Source organism: Paracoccus spongiarum, from assembly GCF_030732095.1.
GTDB lineage: Bacteria > Pseudomonadota > Alphaproteobacteria > Rhodobacterales > Rhodobacteraceae > Paracoccus > Paracoccus spongiarum.
Map to the genome: position 1 here is coordinate 84765 of NZ_JAVAMQ010000010.1, position 19569 is coordinate 104333.

19 protein-coding genes are annotated in these 19569 nt (G+C 68.5%); 18 read left to right on the forward strand and 1 reads right to left on the reverse strand.

The annotated features are described in order from the left end of the window. Positions 1–27: 27 nt before the first annotated feature. Positions 28–993 carry a threonine-phosphate decarboxylase CobD gene (cobD, locus tag Q5Y72_RS12145; RefSeq protein ID WP_305963691.1) on the reverse strand — a complete coding sequence of 322 codons (966 nt, stop codon included), beginning with the start codon at positions 991–993 and terminating at the stop codon, positions 28–30. Between the two features lie 202 nt (positions 994–1195). Here cobD and Q5Y72_RS12150 point away from each other — a divergent pair, with 202 nt between their 5' ends. From Q5Y72_RS12150 to iolD, 18 genes are all read left to right on the forward strand, one after another. Continuing rightward, entirely contained in the window at positions 1196–1699 is a 504-nt protein-coding gene (locus tag Q5Y72_RS12150) for a type III secretion system chaperone family protein (protein ID WP_305963692.1), read from the forward strand. A gap of 45 nt (positions 1700–1744) precedes the next feature. Then, positions 1745–2572 carry a pyrroline-5-carboxylate reductase gene (gene proC / locus Q5Y72_RS12155; protein ID WP_305963693.1) on the forward strand — a complete coding sequence of 276 codons (828 nt, stop codon included), beginning with the start codon at positions 1745–1747 and terminating at the stop codon, positions 2570–2572. After that, positions 2569–2901 carry a tRNA-binding protein gene (locus tag Q5Y72_RS12160; RefSeq protein WP_305963694.1) on the forward strand — a complete coding sequence of 111 codons (333 nt, stop codon included), beginning with the start codon at positions 2569–2571 and terminating at the stop codon, positions 2899–2901. Before proC ends, Q5Y72_RS12160 begins: the two co-directional genes overlap by 4 nt. After that, positions 2901–3851, forward strand: coding sequence for a 2-hydroxyacid dehydrogenase (locus tag Q5Y72_RS12165; protein WP_305963695.1), 951 nt, complete (start codon positions 2901–2903; stop codon positions 3849–3851). Before Q5Y72_RS12160 ends, Q5Y72_RS12165 begins: the two co-directional genes overlap by 1 nt. Positions 3852–3928: 77 nt before the next feature. Further along, complete coding sequence (locus Q5Y72_RS12170) at positions 3929–4126, forward strand: CsbD family protein (protein ID WP_305963696.1); 198 nt, start codon at positions 3929–3931, stop codon at positions 4124–4126. 160 nt (positions 4127–4286) lie between these two features. Then, positions 4287–5264: a magnesium transporter CorA family protein gene (locus tag Q5Y72_RS12175; protein ID WP_305963697.1), complete on the forward strand. Its 978-nt coding sequence runs from the start codon at positions 4287–4289 to the stop codon at positions 5262–5264. Positions 5265–5333: 69 nt separating this feature from the next. Beyond that, the gene (locus tag Q5Y72_RS12180; protein ID WP_305963698.1) at positions 5334–5726 is read left to right on the forward strand and encodes an acyl-CoA thioesterase; all 393 of its coding nucleotides are present in this window, start codon (positions 5334–5336) and stop codon (positions 5724–5726) included. Positions 5727–5809: 83 nt separating this feature from the next. Next, positions 5810–6847: a LacI family DNA-binding transcriptional regulator gene (locus tag Q5Y72_RS12185; protein WP_305963699.1), complete on the forward strand. Its 1038-nt coding sequence runs from the start codon at positions 5810–5812 to the stop codon at positions 6845–6847. Between the two features lie 237 nt (positions 6848–7084). Beyond that, positions 7085–8026, forward strand: coding sequence for a sugar ABC transporter substrate-binding protein (locus Q5Y72_RS12190; protein ID WP_305963700.1), 942 nt, complete (start codon positions 7085–7087; stop codon positions 8024–8026). Between the two features lie 62 nt (positions 8027–8088). Next, complete coding sequence (locus Q5Y72_RS12195) at positions 8089–9618, forward strand: sugar ABC transporter ATP-binding protein (RefSeq protein WP_305963701.1); 1530 nt, start codon at positions 8089–8091, stop codon at positions 9616–9618. 30 nt (positions 9619–9648) lie between these two features. Beyond that, positions 9649–10665 (forward strand): ABC transporter permease, encoded by a 1017-nt coding sequence (locus Q5Y72_RS12200; protein WP_305963702.1) that lies wholly within the window; start codon positions 9649–9651, stop codon positions 10663–10665. Between the two features lie 75 nt (positions 10666–10740). Further along, positions 10741–11673 carry a sugar ABC transporter substrate-binding protein gene (locus tag Q5Y72_RS12205; protein WP_305963703.1) on the forward strand — a complete coding sequence of 311 codons (933 nt, stop codon included), beginning with the start codon at positions 10741–10743 and terminating at the stop codon, positions 11671–11673. 58 nt (positions 11674–11731) lie between these two features. Next, complete coding sequence (locus Q5Y72_RS12210; protein ID WP_305963704.1) at positions 11732–12628, forward strand: sugar phosphate isomerase/epimerase family protein; 897 nt, start codon at positions 11732–11734, stop codon at positions 12626–12628. Positions 12629–12638: 10 nt separating this feature from the next. Further along, the gene (locus Q5Y72_RS12215) at positions 12639–13649 is read left to right on the forward strand and encodes a Gfo/Idh/MocA family protein (RefSeq protein ID WP_305963705.1); all 1011 of its coding nucleotides are present in this window, start codon (positions 12639–12641) and stop codon (positions 13647–13649) included. 10 nt (positions 13650–13659) lie between these two features. Continuing rightward, a complete protein-coding gene (locus Q5Y72_RS12220; protein WP_305963706.1) occupies positions 13660–14469 on the forward strand; it encodes a TIM barrel protein in 810 nt (269 codons plus the stop codon). Continuing rightward, positions 14429–15610 carry a Gfo/Idh/MocA family protein gene (locus Q5Y72_RS12225; RefSeq protein WP_371930817.1) on the forward strand — a complete coding sequence of 394 codons (1182 nt, stop codon included), beginning with the start codon at positions 14429–14431 and terminating at the stop codon, positions 15608–15610. Before Q5Y72_RS12220 ends, Q5Y72_RS12225 begins: the two co-directional genes overlap by 41 nt. Beyond that, a complete protein-coding gene (locus Q5Y72_RS12230; protein ID WP_305963707.1) occupies positions 15597–17519 on the forward strand; it encodes a bifunctional 5-dehydro-2-deoxygluconokinase/5-dehydro-2-deoxyphosphogluconate aldolase in 1923 nt (640 codons plus the stop codon). Before Q5Y72_RS12225 ends, Q5Y72_RS12230 begins: the two co-directional genes overlap by 14 nt. A gap of 205 nt (positions 17520–17724) precedes the next feature. Beyond that, on the forward strand, positions 17725–19560 hold the full coding sequence (gene iolD / locus Q5Y72_RS12235) for a 3D-(3,5/4)-trihydroxycyclohexane-1,2-dione acylhydrolase (decyclizing) (protein ID WP_305963708.1): 1836 nt from the start codon (positions 17725–17727) through the stop codon (positions 19558–19560). Positions 19561–19569 lie beyond the last annotated feature (9 nt).

A 19569-nucleotide genomic window follows, 5' to 3' on the forward strand; every position in this document is an offset into this window, starting at 1 on the left:
CGCCGCCGCCCATCCGGCCGGCCTTGCCTATCGGACGGTCAGTGCGGCGCCCAGCCGATCCCATTCCGGCCGGTTTCCGGGCACGCCAAGACGCAGCCAGCCCGGCGAGTAGGGAAAGCGCCGGGTCCAGATGTGATGTCGGGCAAGCCTTTCCTGCGCGATCGTGGCATCGGCGGTGTCGTAGAGGCGGAACAGATGCGTGCCGCCCGCCGGCTGCCAGCCCGCCCGCAGCGCCATCCGGTCCAGCCGCAGCCCGGCCTCGGCATGGTAGACGACGGTCGCGTCGGCCCAGGCAAGGTCCGCCATCGCGGCGCTGCCGACCGCCAGCGCCGGGCCGCTGACCGCCCAGGGTCCGGTCGCCTCGGCCAGCCTCGCCAGCAGGTCCGGCGCGGCGATGACGAAGCCCAGCCGAAGCCCGGCAAGGCCCCAGAACTTGCCGAAGCTGCGCAGGATCACGCAGTTGCCGGGTGCCGATCCGGCCAGGGACAGGTCGGGGCGCGCATCCGCGAAGCTCTCGTCAACGACCAGATGCCCGACCTGCGCGGCCAGCGCCGCAAGCGTTGCAGGCGTCCAGTCGCGGCCGTCCGGGTTGTTGGGATTGACGACGACCGCCAGATCCGCTCCGGCCATCTGGGCGGGATCGCGTGTATCGGTGACCTGCCAGCCTGCCGCGCGCAGGCTGGCGCCGTGTTCGTTGTAGCTGGGCCACAGCACCGCGGCGCGCCCGCGCGGCAGCAGGCGCGGGATCAGCTGGATGGCGGCGCTGGCCCCCGGCACGGGCAGCACATGCGCGGGCACACAGCCGAACCACGCGGCGGCAACCCGTGTGAGCGCCTGCGCGCCTGCGGAGGTCGGCAGGGCACGCCAGGCCAAGGCCGGCAGCCCCGGAACCGGCCAGGGCCTGCGGTTGATGCCGGTCGACAGGTCGATCCAGTCGCCGGCGCCGAATCGCGCCGCTGCCGCGTCGATGTCTCCGCCATGGTCACGGCGCATCTTGTGTCCCCCGCCTGCGTCCCTGCCTGATCTGGTAGGCCGAGGGGGCTTTCCGCGCAATGCGTTAACGAATTTTCGCTTTACAGTTGCGGGATTCGACCCCACGATATGTGGTGAGAACATTCGGGCACCCATGCCCGGTGTTGTATCGCCACCAAGGGTTAGCGGCGTCAGACTCGCACCCGCAAGAGGCAGGACAGGCATGGCACAGACGGATCACTTCATCGCCAGCAGCGAGATCCACCCGATCGACATCGTCGAGGCGGTGGCCGCGCATCACGAATGGGATTTCGACCGTCTGGCCGACGACCAGATCGCGATGGTGGTCGAGGGCCAGTGGCGCAGCTATTCGCTGACGCTGGCATGGTCTGCGCGCGAAGAGGTTCTGCGGCTGATCTGCACCTTCGACATGGATCCCCCCGCCGACCGGCTGCCGCTGATCTACGAGACGCTGAACCTTGCCAATGACCAGGTCTGGGATGGCGGGTTCACCTTCTGGGCGCAGCAGCGGCTGATGGTCTGGCGCTACGGGCTGGTGCTGGCGGGCGATGCCGTCGCCTCGGCCGAGCAGGTCGACCAGATGATCGGCAATGCGCTGATCGGCTGCGAACGCTTCTACCCCTCGTTCCAGCTGGTCGGCTGGGGCAACACCGCGCCGGCCGCGGCACTGGACATCGCCCTGGGCGAGGCCTACGGACGAGCCTGAGGGGCGGTGCCCCCAAGCCATGCGGTGCCATGCAAGGAGGGGGCAATGCACGATTTCGACGGGATCAATGCGCGCGGTCTGGTGCTGGTCGGCTGTGGCCGGATGGGCGGCGCGATGCTGCGCGGATGGCTGGCACGAGGTCTGGAACCCGGCGCTGTCACCGTCATCGACCCGCGCGTGGCCCCCGAATGGCACGACAGGGGACTGCGCCTGAACGCCCCGCTGCCCGCGGATCCGGCCGTGCTGGTGCTGGCGGTCAAGCCGCAGATGATGGCCGGGGCGCTTGGCGGGGTGCCGCGGCTGGGCGACACGCTGGTGATATCGGTCGCGGCGGGGACCACGATCGCCACCTACGAGGCGGCGTTTCCGGGCGCGGCGATCGTGCGCGTCATGCCCAACACGCCGGCGGCGATCGGGCAGGGTATATCGGCCATGATCGGCAATGCGCGGGCGGGCGCGGCCGATCTGGACCTGGCCGAGGCGCTGATGCGGGCGGTCGGGCGGGTGGTGCGGCTGGATCACGAGGATCAGATGGACGCCGTCACCGGCCTGTCGGGCAGCGGCCCGGCCTATGTCTTTCACATGATCGAGGCGATGGCCCGGGCGGGCGAGGCGCAGGGGCTGGCGCCGGCGCTGGCGCTTGAACTGGCGCGGATGACGGTGGCCGGGGCCGGCGCGCAGGCCGTCGACGCCGACGAGGACCCGGCGGTCCTGCGCGAGAACGTGACATCGCCGGGCGGCACCACCGCGGCCGGGCTGAAGGTGCTGATGGACGAAGGCACCGGCCTGCCGCCGCTGATGGCGCGCACCGTTGCCGCCGCCACCGAACGCGGCCGCGAACTGGGCCGCGCGGCGGACAGGGGCGGGTCGTGACCATCGGCTTCGACGACTTCCTGAAGGTCGATATCCGGGTGGCCACGATCATCCGGGCCGAGCCCTTTCCCGAGGCGCGCAAGCCCGCGATCCGGCTGTGGCTGGACCTGGGCGATCTGGGCGAGCGCAAGTCCTCGGCCCAGCTGACCCGGCATTACCGGCCCGAGGAACTGGCCGGCCGGCAGGTGCTGTGCGTGGCGAACTTTCCGCCGCGCCAGATCGGACCGGTGATGTCCGAGGTTCTGGTGCTGGGCGTGCCCGACGCCGAGGGCGAGGTGGTTCTGATCGCGCCCGACACGCAGGTTCCGAACGGCGGGAGGATGTATTGATGAAGCTTCTGGTCACACGCCACATGACCGACCGGGCCACGGCGGCGATCTCGGCGCGCTTTCAGGCCGAATTCCGCGACGCGGCGCCCCTGACGGCCGCGGACGCGGCGCAGGCTCTGCGCGATTATGACGCGATCATTCCGACACTGGGCGACCGCTTCACCGCCGAGGCCTTCGCGGGCGCGGGGCTGCGCTGCCGGTTCCTCGCGAATTTCGGGGCGGGCTACAACCACATCGACGTGGCCGCGGCGCGCCGCGCCGGCATCGGTGTCAGCAACACCCCCGATGTCGTGACCGACGTCACCGCCGACATCGCGCTGACGCTGATCCTGATGGTCATGCGCCGGGCCAGCGAGGGCGAGGCGATCCTGCGGGCCGGCGGCTGGACGGGCTGGACGCCGACCCAGTTCCTGGGCGCGCATGTCACCGGCGCGACGGTCGGGATCATCGGCATGGGCCGGATCGGCAAGGAGGTCGCGCGGCGCTGTCACCTGGGCTTCGGGATGCGGGTGGTGTTCCACAACCGCTCGACCGTCTCGTCGCTGGACATCCCGGCCCGGCAGATGCCGTCCCTGGCCGAGACGCTGGCCGCCTGCGACGTGGCGGTGGTCGCCGTTCCGGGCGGGGCCGGCACGCGCCACATGATCGGCGCCGCGGAACTGCAGGCTCTGGGTCCGCAGGGCTATCTGGTCAACATCGCCCGCGGCGATGTCGTGGACGAGGCGGCGCTGATCGCGGCGCTTCAGTCGGGCGCGATCGCGGGTGCCGGGCTGGATGTCTACGAGGCCGAACCCGAGGTGCCCGAGGCGCTGCGGGCCCTGCCCAACACCGCGCTGCTGCCACATCTGGGAACCGCGACCGACGAGGTCCGCACCCGGATGGGCCTGCGCGCGCTGGACAATCTGATCGCCTTCGACGAGGGGCGGATTCCTGCCGATCTTGTCGGCTGATCCGGCCCGCCTGCCGGAACCATTCCGCCCCGCGCACGTTCATTGCCCATAGGACGCACAACCTCATGGAGGACGCAATGAACTGGGATATCATTCAGGGCAAGTGGAAGCAGATGACCGGCTCGGTCAAGGAGAAATGGGGCGAGCTGACCGATGACGAGCTTGACCAGATCGACGGCAACAAGGAGAAGCTGGCCGGCAAGCTTCAGGAAAAATACGGCTGGTCGAAGGAAGAGGCCGACAACCAGATCGACGACTACTTCCGCGACCGCTGATCGCAGCGTCTGAGCAAATACCGGACGGGCGCCCCTTGGGGCGCCCTTTCGTCATTTTGGGGCGGCGTCGCGAGGGGGCTTGCCAAGTCCTGCCGCGCAGGCACCAATGGCGCGGTCCGGCGCAGCCCGCCGGACGGAGAACCGACTGCGAGTCCGCCACATGCTTTACGCCTATGCCACGCGCAAGGGACGCCTGACCCGCCTGGATCGCGACGCCGATCTGGGCCAGGCGATCTGGATCGACCTGATCCAGCCCGCCGACAGCGAGATCGCGGCACTGCGCGCCCTTGGCGTCGAGGTGCCGTCGCTGGCCGAGATGGAGGAGATCGAGATCTCGAACCGCCTCTATCGCGAGGACGGCTTCGACTACATGACCGCCGTGCTGCCCGGCGAACGGGCCGACGGGCAGCGCGCGGCGATGCCGGTCAGCTTCATCCTCGCCCCGCAGCGGCTGGTCACGGTGCGTCACCATTCGCCGCGCCCCTTCATGACCTTTCCGGATCGCGGCGAACGCTCGACCCTGGGCTGCGGCAGTCCCGACCGGCTGTTCGTCGGCCTGCTTGAAGAGATCATCGCCCGGCTGGCCGACATCCTCGAAGGTTCCGGCCGGGTGCTGGACGAAACCAGCGCCGGCGTGTTCGAGCGGCGCTCGGGTGCGGCCGGCAACGCGCGCGGCCGCCCGGACCGGTTGCAGCAGGCCCTGCGCGAGGTCGGCCGCGAGGCCGAACTGATGGCACGGGTGCGCCTCGGCCTGCTGACCATCGAGCGCATCCTGGCCTTCTACACCGCGATCCTCGACGACCGTCCCGAGGCCGACCGGCTGCGGCCGGTCGTGCGCGCCCAGGTGCGCGACGTGCAGGCGCTCGAGGTGCATGCCGACTACCTGTCCTCGCGGGTCAGCCTGACCGTCGATACCACGCTGGGCATGATCAACCTCGAACAGAACAGCACCGTCCGCATCCTGTCGGTCGTCGCCGCCCTGTTCCTGCCGCCGACCCTGATCGCCAGCATCTACGGCATGAACTTCACCGCCATGCCCGAACTGGACAAGCCCTGGGGCTATCCTTTCGCGCTGGGGCTGATGCTGGCCACCTCGGTCGGAACATGGTTCTTCCTGCGCTGGAAGAACTGGCTGTAGAACTGCCTGCTTGCGTCGTGCCGCCGCGCATGCATCACTTGAGGCCCGGAACAGAAAGGCCGTCCCGCCATGCCCGACCTGCCCCCCCCGCACAGCCCGACGATCCGCACCATCGCCATGCCCGCCGACACCAACCCGGCCGGCGACATCTTCGGGGGCTGGCTGATGAGCCAGATGGACCTTGCCGCCGGCACAGTCGCGGCGCTGACCGCGCGGTGCCGCAGCGCGACCATCGCCGTCGAGGGGATGAAGTTCCTGCGCCCGGTCCGGGTCGGCGACGAGGTGTCGCTGTTCGCCGATCTGGTCCGGGTCGGTCGGACCTCGATGCTGATCCATGTCGAGGCCTGGCGGCGCCAGCGCGACCTGGAAGAGAGCGAAAAGGTCACCGACGCGACCTTCACCTTCGTCGCGCTGGACGCCAATGGCCGGGCCCGCGCGGTGCGCGAGCAGGCGCAGGGCTGAGGGCGGCACCCCCGCAGTCACGGCTTGCGGCACCGACGGCTCTGCGTGATAGTTTCGCATCATGTCCGTGATGTGAAGCCGAGATGAAGCGCCCCACCATAGCCGATCTGGCCCAGGCCGCGGGCCTCAGCACCGCGACGGTCGATCGCGTCCTGAATGGCCGCAGCAATGTGCGCGAGGAGACGGTGCGCCGGGTCCACGAGGCGGCGGAGAAGATCGGCTATCACGGCGCGAATGCGATCCGCTACCGGATGCTGGCCGACCGGCCCGAATTCAAGCTGGGCGTCGTGCTGCAAAAGCCGCGCCACGCCTTCTATCAGGACATGCAGCAGGTGTTCGAGGCCGAGGCGCGCGCCTGCACGCTGCGCCGGGTGCAGCCGACCATGCGCTTTGCCGACAGCTCGCAGCCCGAGGAACTTGCCGAGATCCTGATGTCGCTGCGCGGCCGCGTCGACGCGATCGCGGCGACCGGGCTGGATCATCCTCTTGTCACGCAGGCGGTGCAGGATCTGCGCGCGGCCGGCATCCCAGTCTATGCGATGCTGTCGGATTTCGCGCAGGGGGTCCGCGAAAGCTATTTCGGGACCAACAACCTGAAGGTCGGGCGGATCGCGGGGTGGTTCATCTCGAAACTGGCGCCACGTCCGGGCAAGGTCGGCGTGTTCATCGGCGGATCGCGCTTTCACGGCCATGAACTGCGCGAGACCGGGTTCCGCAGCTTCTTCCGCGACGCCGCGCCCGAGTTCCGGATGCTCGAGACGCAGATCAACCTCGAGACGCGGCAACTGACCTACGAGGCGACGGTGAACCTGCTGAACCGGCACGACGATCTGGTCGGCCTCTATGTCGCGGGGGGCGGCATGGAGGGCGCGATCCAGGCCGCGCGCGAGATGAAGGCCGCGGGCCGGGTGGTGCTGATCGTGAACGAGCTGACGCCGGAATCGCAGGCCGGGCTTCAGGATCACACGCTCAGCATCGTCCTGCGGACGCCGATCCGGTCGCTGGCCGCGGATCTGATCGCCCAGATGATCGCCACCCAGGAACGCGGCATGGCCGAAACGCCCGGCCAGCGCTTCTTCCCCGCCGAGGTGCTGACCCCGGAAAGCGATTTCCTGAGGTAGTTACATCAGGAAAACTGGCTGATTGCATCACGGATGATGGAATCCCGGGCGTGAATGCGTTGACCCGAGGGCGCGTTTCGGGAATCTTGACGACATCGCCGCAGGACGGGAGCCGCGGCAGCCTATCGACACGGAATTCGCAAGACACCGCCGCCGGCGGACAGGCTAGGTCTGTCCGGCGCCGTGTTCCGGCACAGGGAGAGGCGCGCCGGACGCCGACAGTGGAGGAAGAGCCTGATGAAGAAATTCCTGATGACGACCGCGATGGTCGCCGGATTGGCCGGCGGCGCCGATGCCGAGAATATCGGCGTGTCCATGGCGCTGTTCGACGACAACTTCCTGACCGTGCTGCGCAACGGCATGCAGGATTATGCCGGCAGCCTGGACGGCGTCACGCTGCAGATCGAGGATGCCCAGAACGATGTCGGCAAGCAGCTGAACCAGATCCAGAACTTCGTGGCTTCGGGCGTCGATGCGATCATCGTGAACCCGGTCGACACCGATGCGACCGTCGCCATGTCGCAGGCCGCCGCCGATGCGGGCATCCCGCTGGTCTATGTCAACCGCGAGCCGGTGAATGTCGACAGCCTGCCCGAGACCCAGGCCTTCGTCGCCTCGGACGAGCGCGAATCCGGCACGCTGCAGACCCGGGAGGTCTGCCGCCTGCTGAAGGAAAACGGCAACGGCGAGGGCGCCAAGGCGCTGGTGATGATGGGCGAATTGTCCAACCAGGCGGCCCGGATGCGCACCCAGGACATCCACGACGTGATCGCCACCGACGAGTGCGGCTTCATCGAGGTCGTCGAGGAACAGACCGCGATGTGGTCGCGCACCCAGGGCACCGACCTGATGACCAACTGGCTGTCGGCCGGGCTGGAGTTCGATGCGCTGATCTCGAACAATGACGAGATGGCCATCGGCGCGATCCAGGCGCTGAAGACTTCGGGCCGGGCGATGGACGACGTGATCGTGGCCGGCATCGACGCCACCGCCGATGCGCTGGCCGCGATGGAGGCCGGCGATCTGGACGTCACGGTGTTCCAGAACGCTGCCGGTCAGGGCCAGGGTGCCGTGGATGCCGCGGTCAAGCTGGCCCGCGGCGAGGCCGTCGATCAGAAGATCTACGTTCCGTTCGAGCTGGTGACCCCGGCGAACCTTGCCGACTACCACAAGAACTGATCGCGCGGCGCCGGGGCGGGACCCTGTCCCGGCGCCTTCGGACATGAACGGGAGGAACAGTCATGCTTGACGGTCAGGGCGCCAGGGCGCGCGGCGTCTACGAGGGCGAATACATCCTCGAGGTCGATCGGGTCCGCAAGGAATTTCCCGGTGTCGTGGCGCTGGACGACGTGCAGCTGAAGATCAGGCCCGGCTCGGTGCACGCGCTGATGGGCGAGAACGGCGCCGGGAAATCGACGCTGATGAAGATCATCGCCGGCGTCTACAACCCCGATCGCGGCGAGGTCCGCTTTGCCGGGCGCAAGCTGGACATCAGGACACCGATCGACGCGCTGAACTCGGGCATCGCGATGATCCATCAGGAACTGAACCTGATGAACACAATGACGGTGGCCGAGAACATCTGGATCGGCCGCGAGCCGAAGAACGGCGTCGGGCTGATCGCTCATGGCGAGATGCGGCGCATGACGCAGGCGCTGTTCGACGAGCTGAACATCCGGCTGGACCCGGCCGGGCAGGTGGGCGACCTGACCGTCGCGCAGAAACAGATGGTCGAGATCGCCAAGGCGGTGTCGTTCAACTCGGACGTGCTGATCATGGACGAACCCACCAGCGCGATCACCGAAACCGAGGTCGAGCATCTGTTCCGTATCATCCGCGACCTGCGGGCCAAGGGGGTGGGCATCGTCTACATCACCCACAAGATGAACGAGCTCTTCGAGATCGCGGACGAACTGACGGTCTTCCGCGACGGCAAGTACATCGCGACGGTCGACGCCAGGGACGTGACCCGCGACGACATCATCAAGATGATGGTCGGCCGCCAGATCACCGACATGTTCCCCAAGATCGACTGCGAGATCGGCGAGACGATCCTCGAGGTGCGCAACCTGACGCTGCCGGGCGTGTTCCGCGATGTCAGCTTCACACTGCGCCGGGGCGAGATCCTGGGCGTGGCCGGGCTGGTCGGCTCGGGGCGCTCGAACGTGGCCGAGGCGATCTTCGGGGTCCGCCCCGCCGCCTCGGGCCAGATCGTCATCGAGGGCCAGACGGTCGAGATCACCTCGCCCCCGGTCGCGATGCGGCACGGCATGGCCTTCCTGACCGAGGACCGCAAGGAGACCGGCTGCTTCCTGAACCTCGACTGCATCGAGAACATCCAGGTGGCGCTGCTCAGCACCGGCAAGGTGGACAATCGCGGCTTCGTCAACCAGCGCGAGGTGAACCGGCTGGCCGAGGAATATGCCGAGAAGCTGCGCGTCAAGACCCCGAACCTTGCCGAGACGGTCGCCAACCTGTCGGGCGGCAACCAGCAGAAGCTGCTGATCGCGCGCTGGCTGCTGACCAGGCCGAAGATCCTGATCCTGGACGAGCCGACCCGCGGCATCGACGTGGGCGCCAAGTCGGAAATTCACCGCCTGATCACCCAGCTTGCCGGCGAAGGGGTGGCGGTGCTGATGATCTCGTCCGAACTGCCCGAGATCCTCGGCATGTCGGACCGGATCATGGTCATGCACGAGGGCCATGTCAGCGGCTTTCTGGATCGCGCCGAGGCCGACCAGGTCCGGGTCATGGAACTTGCCGCGAAGTAGTTCGGCAGCATTTTTGGAGGAGGGCCGGATATGGCTGCGCAAGACACGAATTTCGAACGGGCCGCGCCGAAGGCGCATCGCAGGCTGCCCGCTGAACTGAACATTTTGCTGGTGCTGGTGGGAATCGCCCTGGTCTTCGAGATCCTCGGCTGGATCTTCCAGGGCCAGACATTCCTGGGCAATGTCGGCCGGCTGAAGATCATGATCCTGCAGGTGTCGGTCATCGGCATCATTGCGGTGGGGGTGACGCAGGTCATCATCTCGGGGGGCATCGACCTGTCCTCGGGCTCGATCGTGGGCGCGGTGGCGATGGTGTCGATGAGCTTCGCGCAAAGCGCCGAATACGCCCGCGCCGTCTATCCGGCGCTGACCGACCTGCCGGTGATCGTGCCGGTGCTGATCGGGCTGGTCTGCGGCGCCATCGCGGGCTTCATCAATGGCTGGCTGATCGCCTATACCAAGATCCCGCCCTTCATCGCCACCCTCGGCATGATGGTCACGGCGCGCGGCTTTGCCAAATGGTACACCAAGGGCCAGCCGATCAGCTTTCCGACCGAAAGCTATGCCTTCCTGGGCTCGGGGATGATGCCCGTGGTGATCTTCCTGATCGTTGCGGCGATCTTCCATGTGGCGATGAAATACACCCGTTACGGCAAGTTCACCTACGCGATCGGCGCCAACCCGCAGGCGGCCCGCGTCTCGGGGATCGATGTCGAACGCCATCTGGTCAAGCTGTACATCGTCGCCGCCACGCTGGCCGCGCTGGCCGGGATCGTGGTCGCCGCACGGGGCCAGACGGCCCAGGCCGGCATGGGCATCATGTACGAACTGGACGCCATCGCGATGGCCGTCATCGGCGGCACCTCGCTGGCCGGGGGGCGCGGCTCGATCATCGGCACCTCGATCGGCATGGTGATCTTCGGCGTCATCATCTCGGGTTTCACCTTCCTGCGGCTGGACGCCTATTACCAGGAGATGATCAAGGGCGTCATCATCGTCGCCGCCGTGGTGATCGACACCTATCGCCAGAAGAAAAAGGTCAAGTGACCTGACGAGTTCCGCGGCGGTCCCTCCCGCCGCCGCGGACCCCCACTGACCCTCGATCGCAACAGGACGGACGCGATGCAGACCACGCTGAAAACCACGATGGCGGCCTGCCTTCTGGCCACGTTCGCCCAGGCCGCGCAGGCCGAGACCCGCATCGGCGTCTCGATGACCAGCTTTGACAACCCGTTCCTGACCATCCTGCTGAATGGCATCCGCGCCGAGGCCGCGCGCCACGAGGACCTGGAACTGGTCGTCGAGGACGCCCAGCTGGACGTGGCGCGGCAGTTGAACCAGGTGCAGAACATGGTTGCCAATGGCGTCGATGCGATCGTCGTGAACGCCGTCGATGGCGCGGCCACGCCGGCGATGACGCAGCTTGCCGTGGATGCGGGCATCCCGCTGGTCTATGTGAACCACCCGCCCGCCGAACATGCGGCCATGCCGGCTGGCACCAGCTTCGTCGGCTCGAACGAGGTCGACTCGGGCACCATGCAGACCCGCGCGGTCTGCGAGATGCTGGGCGGCACCGGCAAGATTCTGGTGCTGATGGGGCCGCTGGAAAACGAGGCCTCCATCATCCGCACCCGCGACATCGAAGAGGTGATCGCCGCCGACCCCTGCACCGGCATGCAGATCATCGACCGGCAGGTGGGCAACTGGAACCGCACGCAGGGCGCCGACCTGACGACCAACTGGCTGACCTCGGGCGTCGCGTTCGACGCGATCATCGCCAACAATGACGAGATGGCCATTGGCGCCATCCAGGCGCTGAAATCGGCGGGCAGGGACATGGACAGCGTCGTCGTCGCGGGCATCGACGCCACGCCCGACGGGCTGGCCGCCATGGCCGCGGGCGACCTGGACGTGACCGTGTTCCAGAACGCCACCCGTCAGGGAGAGGTCGCGCTGGCCACCGCGCGGTCGCTGGCGGCAGGCCAGCCGGCCGAGGGCAACATCTGGGTGCCCTTCGAGCCGGTCACGCCCCGGAACATGCAGGATTACCAATAGGCGCGCCCGCCCGCACGATTACCGCCAGACCCATCCATTCCGAACAAGGACCACGCCCATGAAGATGGCACTGGACCCGCACATGATCCGCCACCTCTCGCTTGAGGAGACCTGCCGCAAGACCGCCGAGCTTGGCTACGATCATGTCGAGCTGTCGCCCCGCCCCGATTTCCTGTCCTGGTGGACGCGACCGAAGGTCTATCCCGACCGGATCGCCAGTTTCCGCAAGGCGCTGAAGGATCACGGCGTGGGCCTTGCCACGCTGCAACCCATGTATCGATGGGCCAGCCCCTATCCGGATGAATGGGAGGCGGCGATCGACAACTGGAAACGGGCCATCGAGATCGCGGTCGAGATGGAGTGCCCGATGTTCGTCAGCGAGTTCGGCCGCGGCGGCAGCCCCGACCGCAGCCTGAACGACCGGTCCGGCCTGCACCGCCCCGAGACCTGCGAGACCCAGTTCTTCCGCGCAATGGACATCCTGGTGCCGATCCTGGAACGCGAGGGACTGACCCTGTCGCTGGAGGCCCATCCCGAGGACTGGCTGGAGGAGATCGCCCCCGCCATCGACATCATCAGGACCATCAACTCGAAGGCCGTGAAGGCGTCGTTCATCGCGCCGCACACTTTCTTCTACGGCCCCGACATGGTGGCCAACCTGCGCGCGACCGAAGGCCATCTGGTCCATGTCCGGCTGGCCGACACCTATGACCACACCAGGTCGTCGCAGCTGCGCTATATCGTCAACCCGCCCGGCGCGAAGGTTCGCGTCCACCAGCACACCGATTTCGGCCAGGGCGAGATCGACTGGGAGAGCTTCTTCTCGACCCTCGCGGACATGAAGTTCGACGGCGTGATGTCGAACTGCGTCTTCGCCTGGGAGGACCGGGCCGAGGACAGCGCCCGGTTCATGCTGGCCGAAACCAACCGCTACATCGCCAAATACTGGAAATAGGAACACGCACATGACCCTGAAGATCGGAGTCATCGGAACCGGCATGATCGGCCGCGACCACACCCGCCGCATCCAGCAGGTTCTGGCCGGGGCCGAGGTCGTCGCGCTCAGCGACTACAACCCCGACGCCGCCCGCGCGGTGCAGGCCGACCTGGCCCCGGCCGCCACCGTCTACGAGAAGGGCGAGGACCTGATCGCCGCCCCCGAGGTGGACGCGATCCTCGTCTGTTCGACCGGCGCGACGCACGAGGCCTATGTGCTGGCCGCCATCGCCGCCGGCAAGCCCTGCTTCTGCGAAAAGCCGCTGGCCACCACCGCCGACGGCGCCAGGCGGATCGTCGATGCCGAGGTCGCCCATGGCACCCGGCTGGTGCAGGTGGGCTTCATGCGCCGCTATGACGCGGGCTATGTCGCGCTGAAAGAGGCGGTGCAGACCCGGACCGGCGCGCCGATCATGGTCCATGCCGCGCATCGCAACCCGACCGTGCCCGAGCAGTATCTGACGCCGATGGCGATCCACGACACGCTGATCCACGAGATCGACGTGTTCCGATGGCTGCTGGACGACGATTACGTCTCGGCCCGCGTGCTGTTCCCGCGCAAGGCCGACCGCGCCCACGCCAGGCTGCGCGACCCGCAGGTCGTGGTGCTGGAGACCGCCAAGGGCGTGCTGATCGATGTCGAGATCTTCGTGAACTGCCATTACGGCTATGACATCCAGTGCGAGGTCGTGGGCGAGGACGGCATCGCCCGGCTGCCCGAACCGATGGCGATCCAGATGCGCCTGGGGGCGACGCTGCAAAACCCGATCCTGACCGACTGGAAGGACCGTTTCGTGGCCAGCTATGACGTCGAGCTGAACGATTTCATCAAGGCCGCCACCCGCGGCACGGCCGCAGGCCCGTCCTCCTGGGACGGCTATGCCGCCGCCATCACCTCGGACGCCTGTGTTGCCGCACAGGACGCCGAGGGGACGACCGTCGCCATCACCCTGCCGGCGCGTCCGGCGCTGTACGACTGAGGGGCCGACCATGCGTTTCGCCATCAACCACATCTGCGCGCCGAACCTGCCGCTGGCAGAATTCTTTGCCATGTGCCGGCGCCTCGGCGTCAGCGAGGTCGAGATCCGCAACGACATCCCCGACGTGCTGGGCAGCATGACGGCCGCGGCGGTCCGCGCCGAGGCAGACGCGCAGGGCATCACCATCCTGTCGATCAATGCGCTTTATCCCTTCAACGTCTGGTCGGGCGACCTGCCGGACCGGGCGCAGCGGATGGCCGACTACGCGGCCGACTGCGGTGCGAAGGCGCTGGTCATGTGCCCGCTTAACGACGGCAGCAAGGTCGCGCATTCGCAGGTCGTCGCGGCGCTGGATGCGATGAAGCCGATCCTGACCGATCGCGGCCTGACCGGGCTGGTCGAGCCCCTGGGCTTTCCGATCAGTTCGCTGCGCAGCAAGGCCGAGGCGATCGCCGCGATCACCGAGGCGGGCGACGACGGCACCTTCCGTCTGATGCACGACACCTTCCATCATCACCTGGCCGGCGAGGCGGAACTTTATCCCCATCGCAGCGGCCTGGTGCATATCTCGGGCGTGACCGATCCCGGCGTCGCAGTCGATGACATGCTGGATGCGCACCGGGTTCTGGTCGACTCCGACGACCGGCTCGGCAATGTCGCGCAGATGCGCGCGCTGATCGAGGGCGGCTATGCAGGGCCGTTCAGCTTCGAGCCCTTCGCGGCGGAAATCCACGCGCTGGCCGACCCCGAGGCCGCGCTGCGCGCCAGCATGGATCACCTTGCCGACCGGCTGGCGCCGGTCCTGTCGGCGCGAGGCTGATCCGGTGTCGGGCCGGCAATCCCCCGACAGCCTCGGCGTCGCGCTGATCGGCACGGGCTTCATGGGCAAGTGCCATGCGATGGCGTGGCGCAATGTCGCCACGGTCTTCGGCGGCGCGCAGCCCCGGCTTGAAGTGCTCTGCGACACGCCCGAGGACCGCGCGCAGGCGATGGCCGGCCAGTTCGGCTTCGCCCGCGCCTCGGCCGACTGGCAGGCCGCGCTGGCCGATCCTGCGGTGGATGTGGTCTCGATCACCACGCCGAACGGCCTGCATCGCCCGATGGCCGAGGCCGCGCTGCGCGCGGGCAAGCATGTCTGGCTGGAAAAGCCGATGGCGCTGACGCTGGAGGATGCGCAGGCGATGGCCGATCTGGCCGCGGCGCATCCGGGGCAGGTGACCGTGCTGGGCTACAACTATCTGCGCAACCCGGCCTTTCAGGCCGCACGCGGGCTGATCGCGCAGGGCGCGATCGGCCGGCCGCTGTCCTTCCGCGGCGTCTATGACGAGGACTACTCGGCCGATCCGGACCTGCCCTGGTCCTGGCGCATGACCCATGCGGGCGGCGGGCTGGGGGCGCTTGGCGATCTGGGCTGCCATCTGGTCAGCCAGATGGTGGCGCTGATGGGCCCGGTCGCCGAGGTGACCGCGATGACCCAGATCGCGGTGCCGACGCGCCCCTCGCCCGACGGCCCGTGCGCAGTCGAGAACGAGGATTCGGCCCTGGCGCTGATCCGCTTCGCCTCGGGCGCGCAGGGCAGCTTCGCGACCTCGCGCGTGGCGCGCGGCCGCAAGTGCCGCCTGCAATGGGAGGTGCAGGGCAGCGATGGGACCCTGGTCTTCGATCAGGAGAGCATGAACGAGCTGTGGGTCCACCGCGCTGGCGAGGCGGGCTTTACCCGCCATCTCAGCGGCCCGGACCAGCCCGAATTCGCGGCCTTCTGTCCGGCGCCGGGCCATAATTTCGGCTTCAACGAACAGAAGGTCATCGAATGCCGCGACCTGATGCGCGCGATTGCGGGCGGGCCGGCGGCCGAACCCGGCTTCGCGGCGGGGCTGCGGATCGAACGGATCATCCATGCCATGGCGGCCTCGAACGGCCGGCCGGTGCGGATCGTGGAGGAATCACATGAAGACGCTTGATGTTTTGACGATCGGCCGGAGTTCGGTTGATCTGTACGGCGATCAGGTAGGCGGTCGCCTGGAGGACATGGGGTCTTTCAGCAAGTATGTTGGCGGGTCGCCGACGAATATTGCCTGCGGTACGTCCCGGCTGGGGCTGCGGTCGGGGCTGATCACGCGGGTTGGCGACGAGCATATGGGCCGGTTCATCCGCGAGCAGCTTGTGCGCGAGGGCGTGGATGTGCGCGGCGTGGCGACGGATCCTGCGCGCCTGACGGCCTTGGTGATCCTGGGAATCCGCGACGAGGACAGCTTTCCCTTGATCTTCTACCGCGAGAATTGCGCGGACATGGCGCTGGGCGAGGATGACATCGACGAGGCTCTGGTGTCCGAGACGCGTGCGCTGCTGTTGACCGGCACGCATCTCAGCCATCCGCGGACCGAGGCTGCGGTGCTGAAGGCGCTGTCGCTGGCGCGGGCGCATGGCGCGCGGACGGCGCTGGACATCGACTACCGGCCGAACCTCTGGGGCGTGGCGGGCCATGGCGAGGGCGAGAGCCGCTTCGTGGAAAGCGCCGCGGTGACGGCGAGGCTGCAGGGCACGCTGCCTCTCTTCGACCTGATCGTGGGCACCGAGGAAGAATTCCACATCGCCGGTGGCAGCACCGACACGCTGGCTGCATTGCGCGCGGTGCGGGCGGTCAGCGATGCGGTGCTGGTCTGCAAGCGGGGCGCGAAGGGGGCGGTGGCCTTTACCGGCGCGATCCCCGACAGCCTCGATGCGGGCGAGGCCGGTCCCGGCTTTCCGATCGAGGTGTTCAACGTGCTGGGCGCCGGGGACGGTTTCTTCTCGGGTCTGCTGAAGGGCTGGCTGGAGGATGCGCCCTGGCCCCGCGCGCTGGAATACGCCAACGCCTGCGGCGCCTTCGCGGTCAGCCGGCATGGCTGCACGCCGGCCTATCCCTCGCTGGAAGAGCTGGAATTCTTTCTGGCCCGCGGGGTGGTGCGGCCGGACCTGCGCAACGATGCCGAACTGGAACAGATCCACTGGGCGACCAACCGGCAGGGCCGGATGGGCGGCGACTGGTCCAGCCTGCGGGTGTTCGCCTTCGACCACCGGGCGCAGCTGGAAGAGATGCCGGGCTATACGATCGCGAAGGGCGGGGCGTTCAAGCGGCTGTGCCTTCAGGCGGCGCTGCAGGTGCAGGGCGCGGGGTCGGGCGGCCACGGCATCCTCTGCGACGACCGCATCGGGCGGGCGGCGCTGCATGCGGCCTCGGGGACGGGGCTGTGGGTCGGGCGTCCGGCCGAGTGGCCGGGCTCTCGGCCGCTGAGCCTCGAGCCGGCGCTGGGTCCCGATTGCGGGGGTTTGGGCGAATGGGCGCGCGAGAATGTGGTGAAGGTGCTGTGCTTCTGCCACCCCGACGACGAGGCGGCGATGCGGGTCGCGCAGGAGGCCGAGGTCGGCCGGCTGTTCGCGGCGGCGCGGCGCAACGGGCTGGAGTTCCTGCTGGAGATCATCCCCTCGAAGGTGGGTCCGGTGGATGACATGACGGCGGCGGTGCTGATCGGGCAGTTCTACGCGGCGGGGATCTGTCCCGACTGGTGGAAGCTCGAGCCGATGCAGACGCGGGCGGGCTGGCAGAACGCGATCGCGGCGATCGAGGCGCATGACCGGCATACACGCGGCATCGTGGTGCTGGGGCTTGACGCGCCCGAGGCGGATCTGGCGGCCAGCTTCGCGGTGGCGGCGGCGTTTCCGCTGGTGCGGGGCTTTGCGGTCGGGCGGACGATCTTCGGATCGGTGGCGCGAAACTGGCTGGCGGGCGATCTGGACGACGCCGCGGCGGTGGCCGAGATGGCGGGCCGCTACGCGCGGCTCTGCGGGATCTGGGACGCCGCGCGGGCCGCGGCGCGGGCGATGGCATGAGCGGCGACGTGGTGAGGACCTGGGCGATGCGGTCTGGCGGGGCGCGGTCTGACGGATTGCGGGACCTTGCCGGGGGCGGGGGCGGGGGGCTCTGCCCCCCGCGCGAGAGCCGCCCCCTCGATGGGGGCCGGCTTTCGCCCTCCCCCCGGGATATTTGGGCACAGAAGATGGGGGCGGGCGCGGGCGCCTGCGGGAAGGGGACGAGATGAGCGGGACGATCCGGTTGACGGCGGCGCAGGCGATGGTGCGCTGGCTGTCGGTGCAGATGGCGGAAGAGGGCGGGCGCTTCATCGAGGGGGTCTGGGCGATTTTCGGGCATGGCAATGTCGCGGGTCTTGGCGAGGCGCTCCATGGCATCGGCGACGCGCTGCCGACCTGGCGCGGCCAGAACGAGCAGACCATGGCCCATGCCGCGATCGCCTTTGCCAAGGGCCATGCCCGGCGGCGGGCGCAGGCGGTGACGGCCTCGATCGGGCCGGGCTCGACCAACATGGTGACGGCGGCGGCGCTGGCGCATGTGAACCGGCTGCCCGTGCTGTTCATCGCCGGCGATGTCTTTGCCAGCCGCAGGCCCGACCCGGTCTTGCAGCAGGTCGAGGATTTCGGCGATGGCACGGTCAGCGCCAATGACTGCTTCCGCCCCGTCGTGCGCTATTTCGACCGCATCACCCGGCCCGAGCATCTGCTGTCGGCGCTGCCGCGGGCGCTGCGGGTGATGACCGATCCGGCCGATTGCGGGCCGGTCTGCCTGGCCTTCTGCCAGGACGTGCAGGCCGAGGCCTTCGACTGGCCCGAGGCGTTCTTTGCGCCCCGCATCTGGCGGATCCGCCGGCCCGCGCCGGACGCTGCCGAACTGGCCGAGGTGGCCGGGCTGATCGGCGCGGCGCGGGCGCCGGTGATCGTCTGCGGCGGTGGGGTGATCCATTCCGGCGCCGAGGCGGCGCTGGCCGATTTTGCGCTGCGCCGCAACATCCCGGTAATCGAGACCCAGGCTGGCAAGGGCGCCCTGGCGCAGGCCCATCCGATGAGTTTCGGGGCGGCGGGGGTGGATGGCTCGGCGGCGGCGAATGCCGCGGCGGCGGCGGCCGATCTGGTGATCGGCATCGGCACGCGGCTGCAGGATTTCACCACCGGCTCGTGGACGCTGTTCGGGAATGCACGGCTGGCCTGCATCAATGTCCAGCCCTGGGACGCGGCCAAGCATGGCGCGGTCGGGCTGGTCGCGGATGCGCGGGTGGCGCTGGAACGGCTGGACGCGGTGCTGGGCGATCTGCGCTTTGCGGCGGCCGATGCGGGCGCGCGCGCGGCCTGGCTGGCGGCGGTCGATGCCCATTGCGCCGCGCCGGCCGAGGGCAACGCCCTGCCGACCGATGCGCAGGTGATCGGCGCGGTCCAGCGCGCCGCACCCGAGGGCATCGCGATGTGCGCCGCCGGCACCATGCCGGGCGCGCTGAAGCTGTTGTGGCAGCCCAGCCAGGGCGGCTATCACATGGAATACGGCTATAGCTGCATGGGCTACGAGGTCGCCGGCGCGATGGGGCTGAAGCTGGCGCGGCCCGACCGCGAGGTGCTGTGCTTCGTGGGCGATGGCAGCTACATGATGGCCAATTCCGAACTGGCCACGGCGGTGATGCGCCGGGTTCCCTTCACGGTGATCCTGACCGACAATCGCGGCTATGGCTGCATCAACCGGCTGCAGATCAGTTGCGGCGGGGCCGAGTTCAACAACATGTATGCCGATAGCCGGATCGAGGCGCAGCCGCGGATCGACTTCGTGGCCCATGCCGGGTCGATGGGGGCGCATGCGGTCAAGGCCCGGGACATCGCCGATCTGGAAGCCCAGGTCGCTGCCGCGCGTGGCCGCGACATCCCGACGGTGATCGTCATCGACACCACCGCCGTGCCCGGCCCCGGCGACGGGCTGGAGGGCGCGGGCCACTGGTGGGATGTCGCCGTGCCGGCCACCGGCCAGCGCGAGCAACTGCAACAGGCCCATGCGCGCTATCTGGCGAATGCCGCGCGCCAGGCCCAGATCAATTGAGGCAACAGA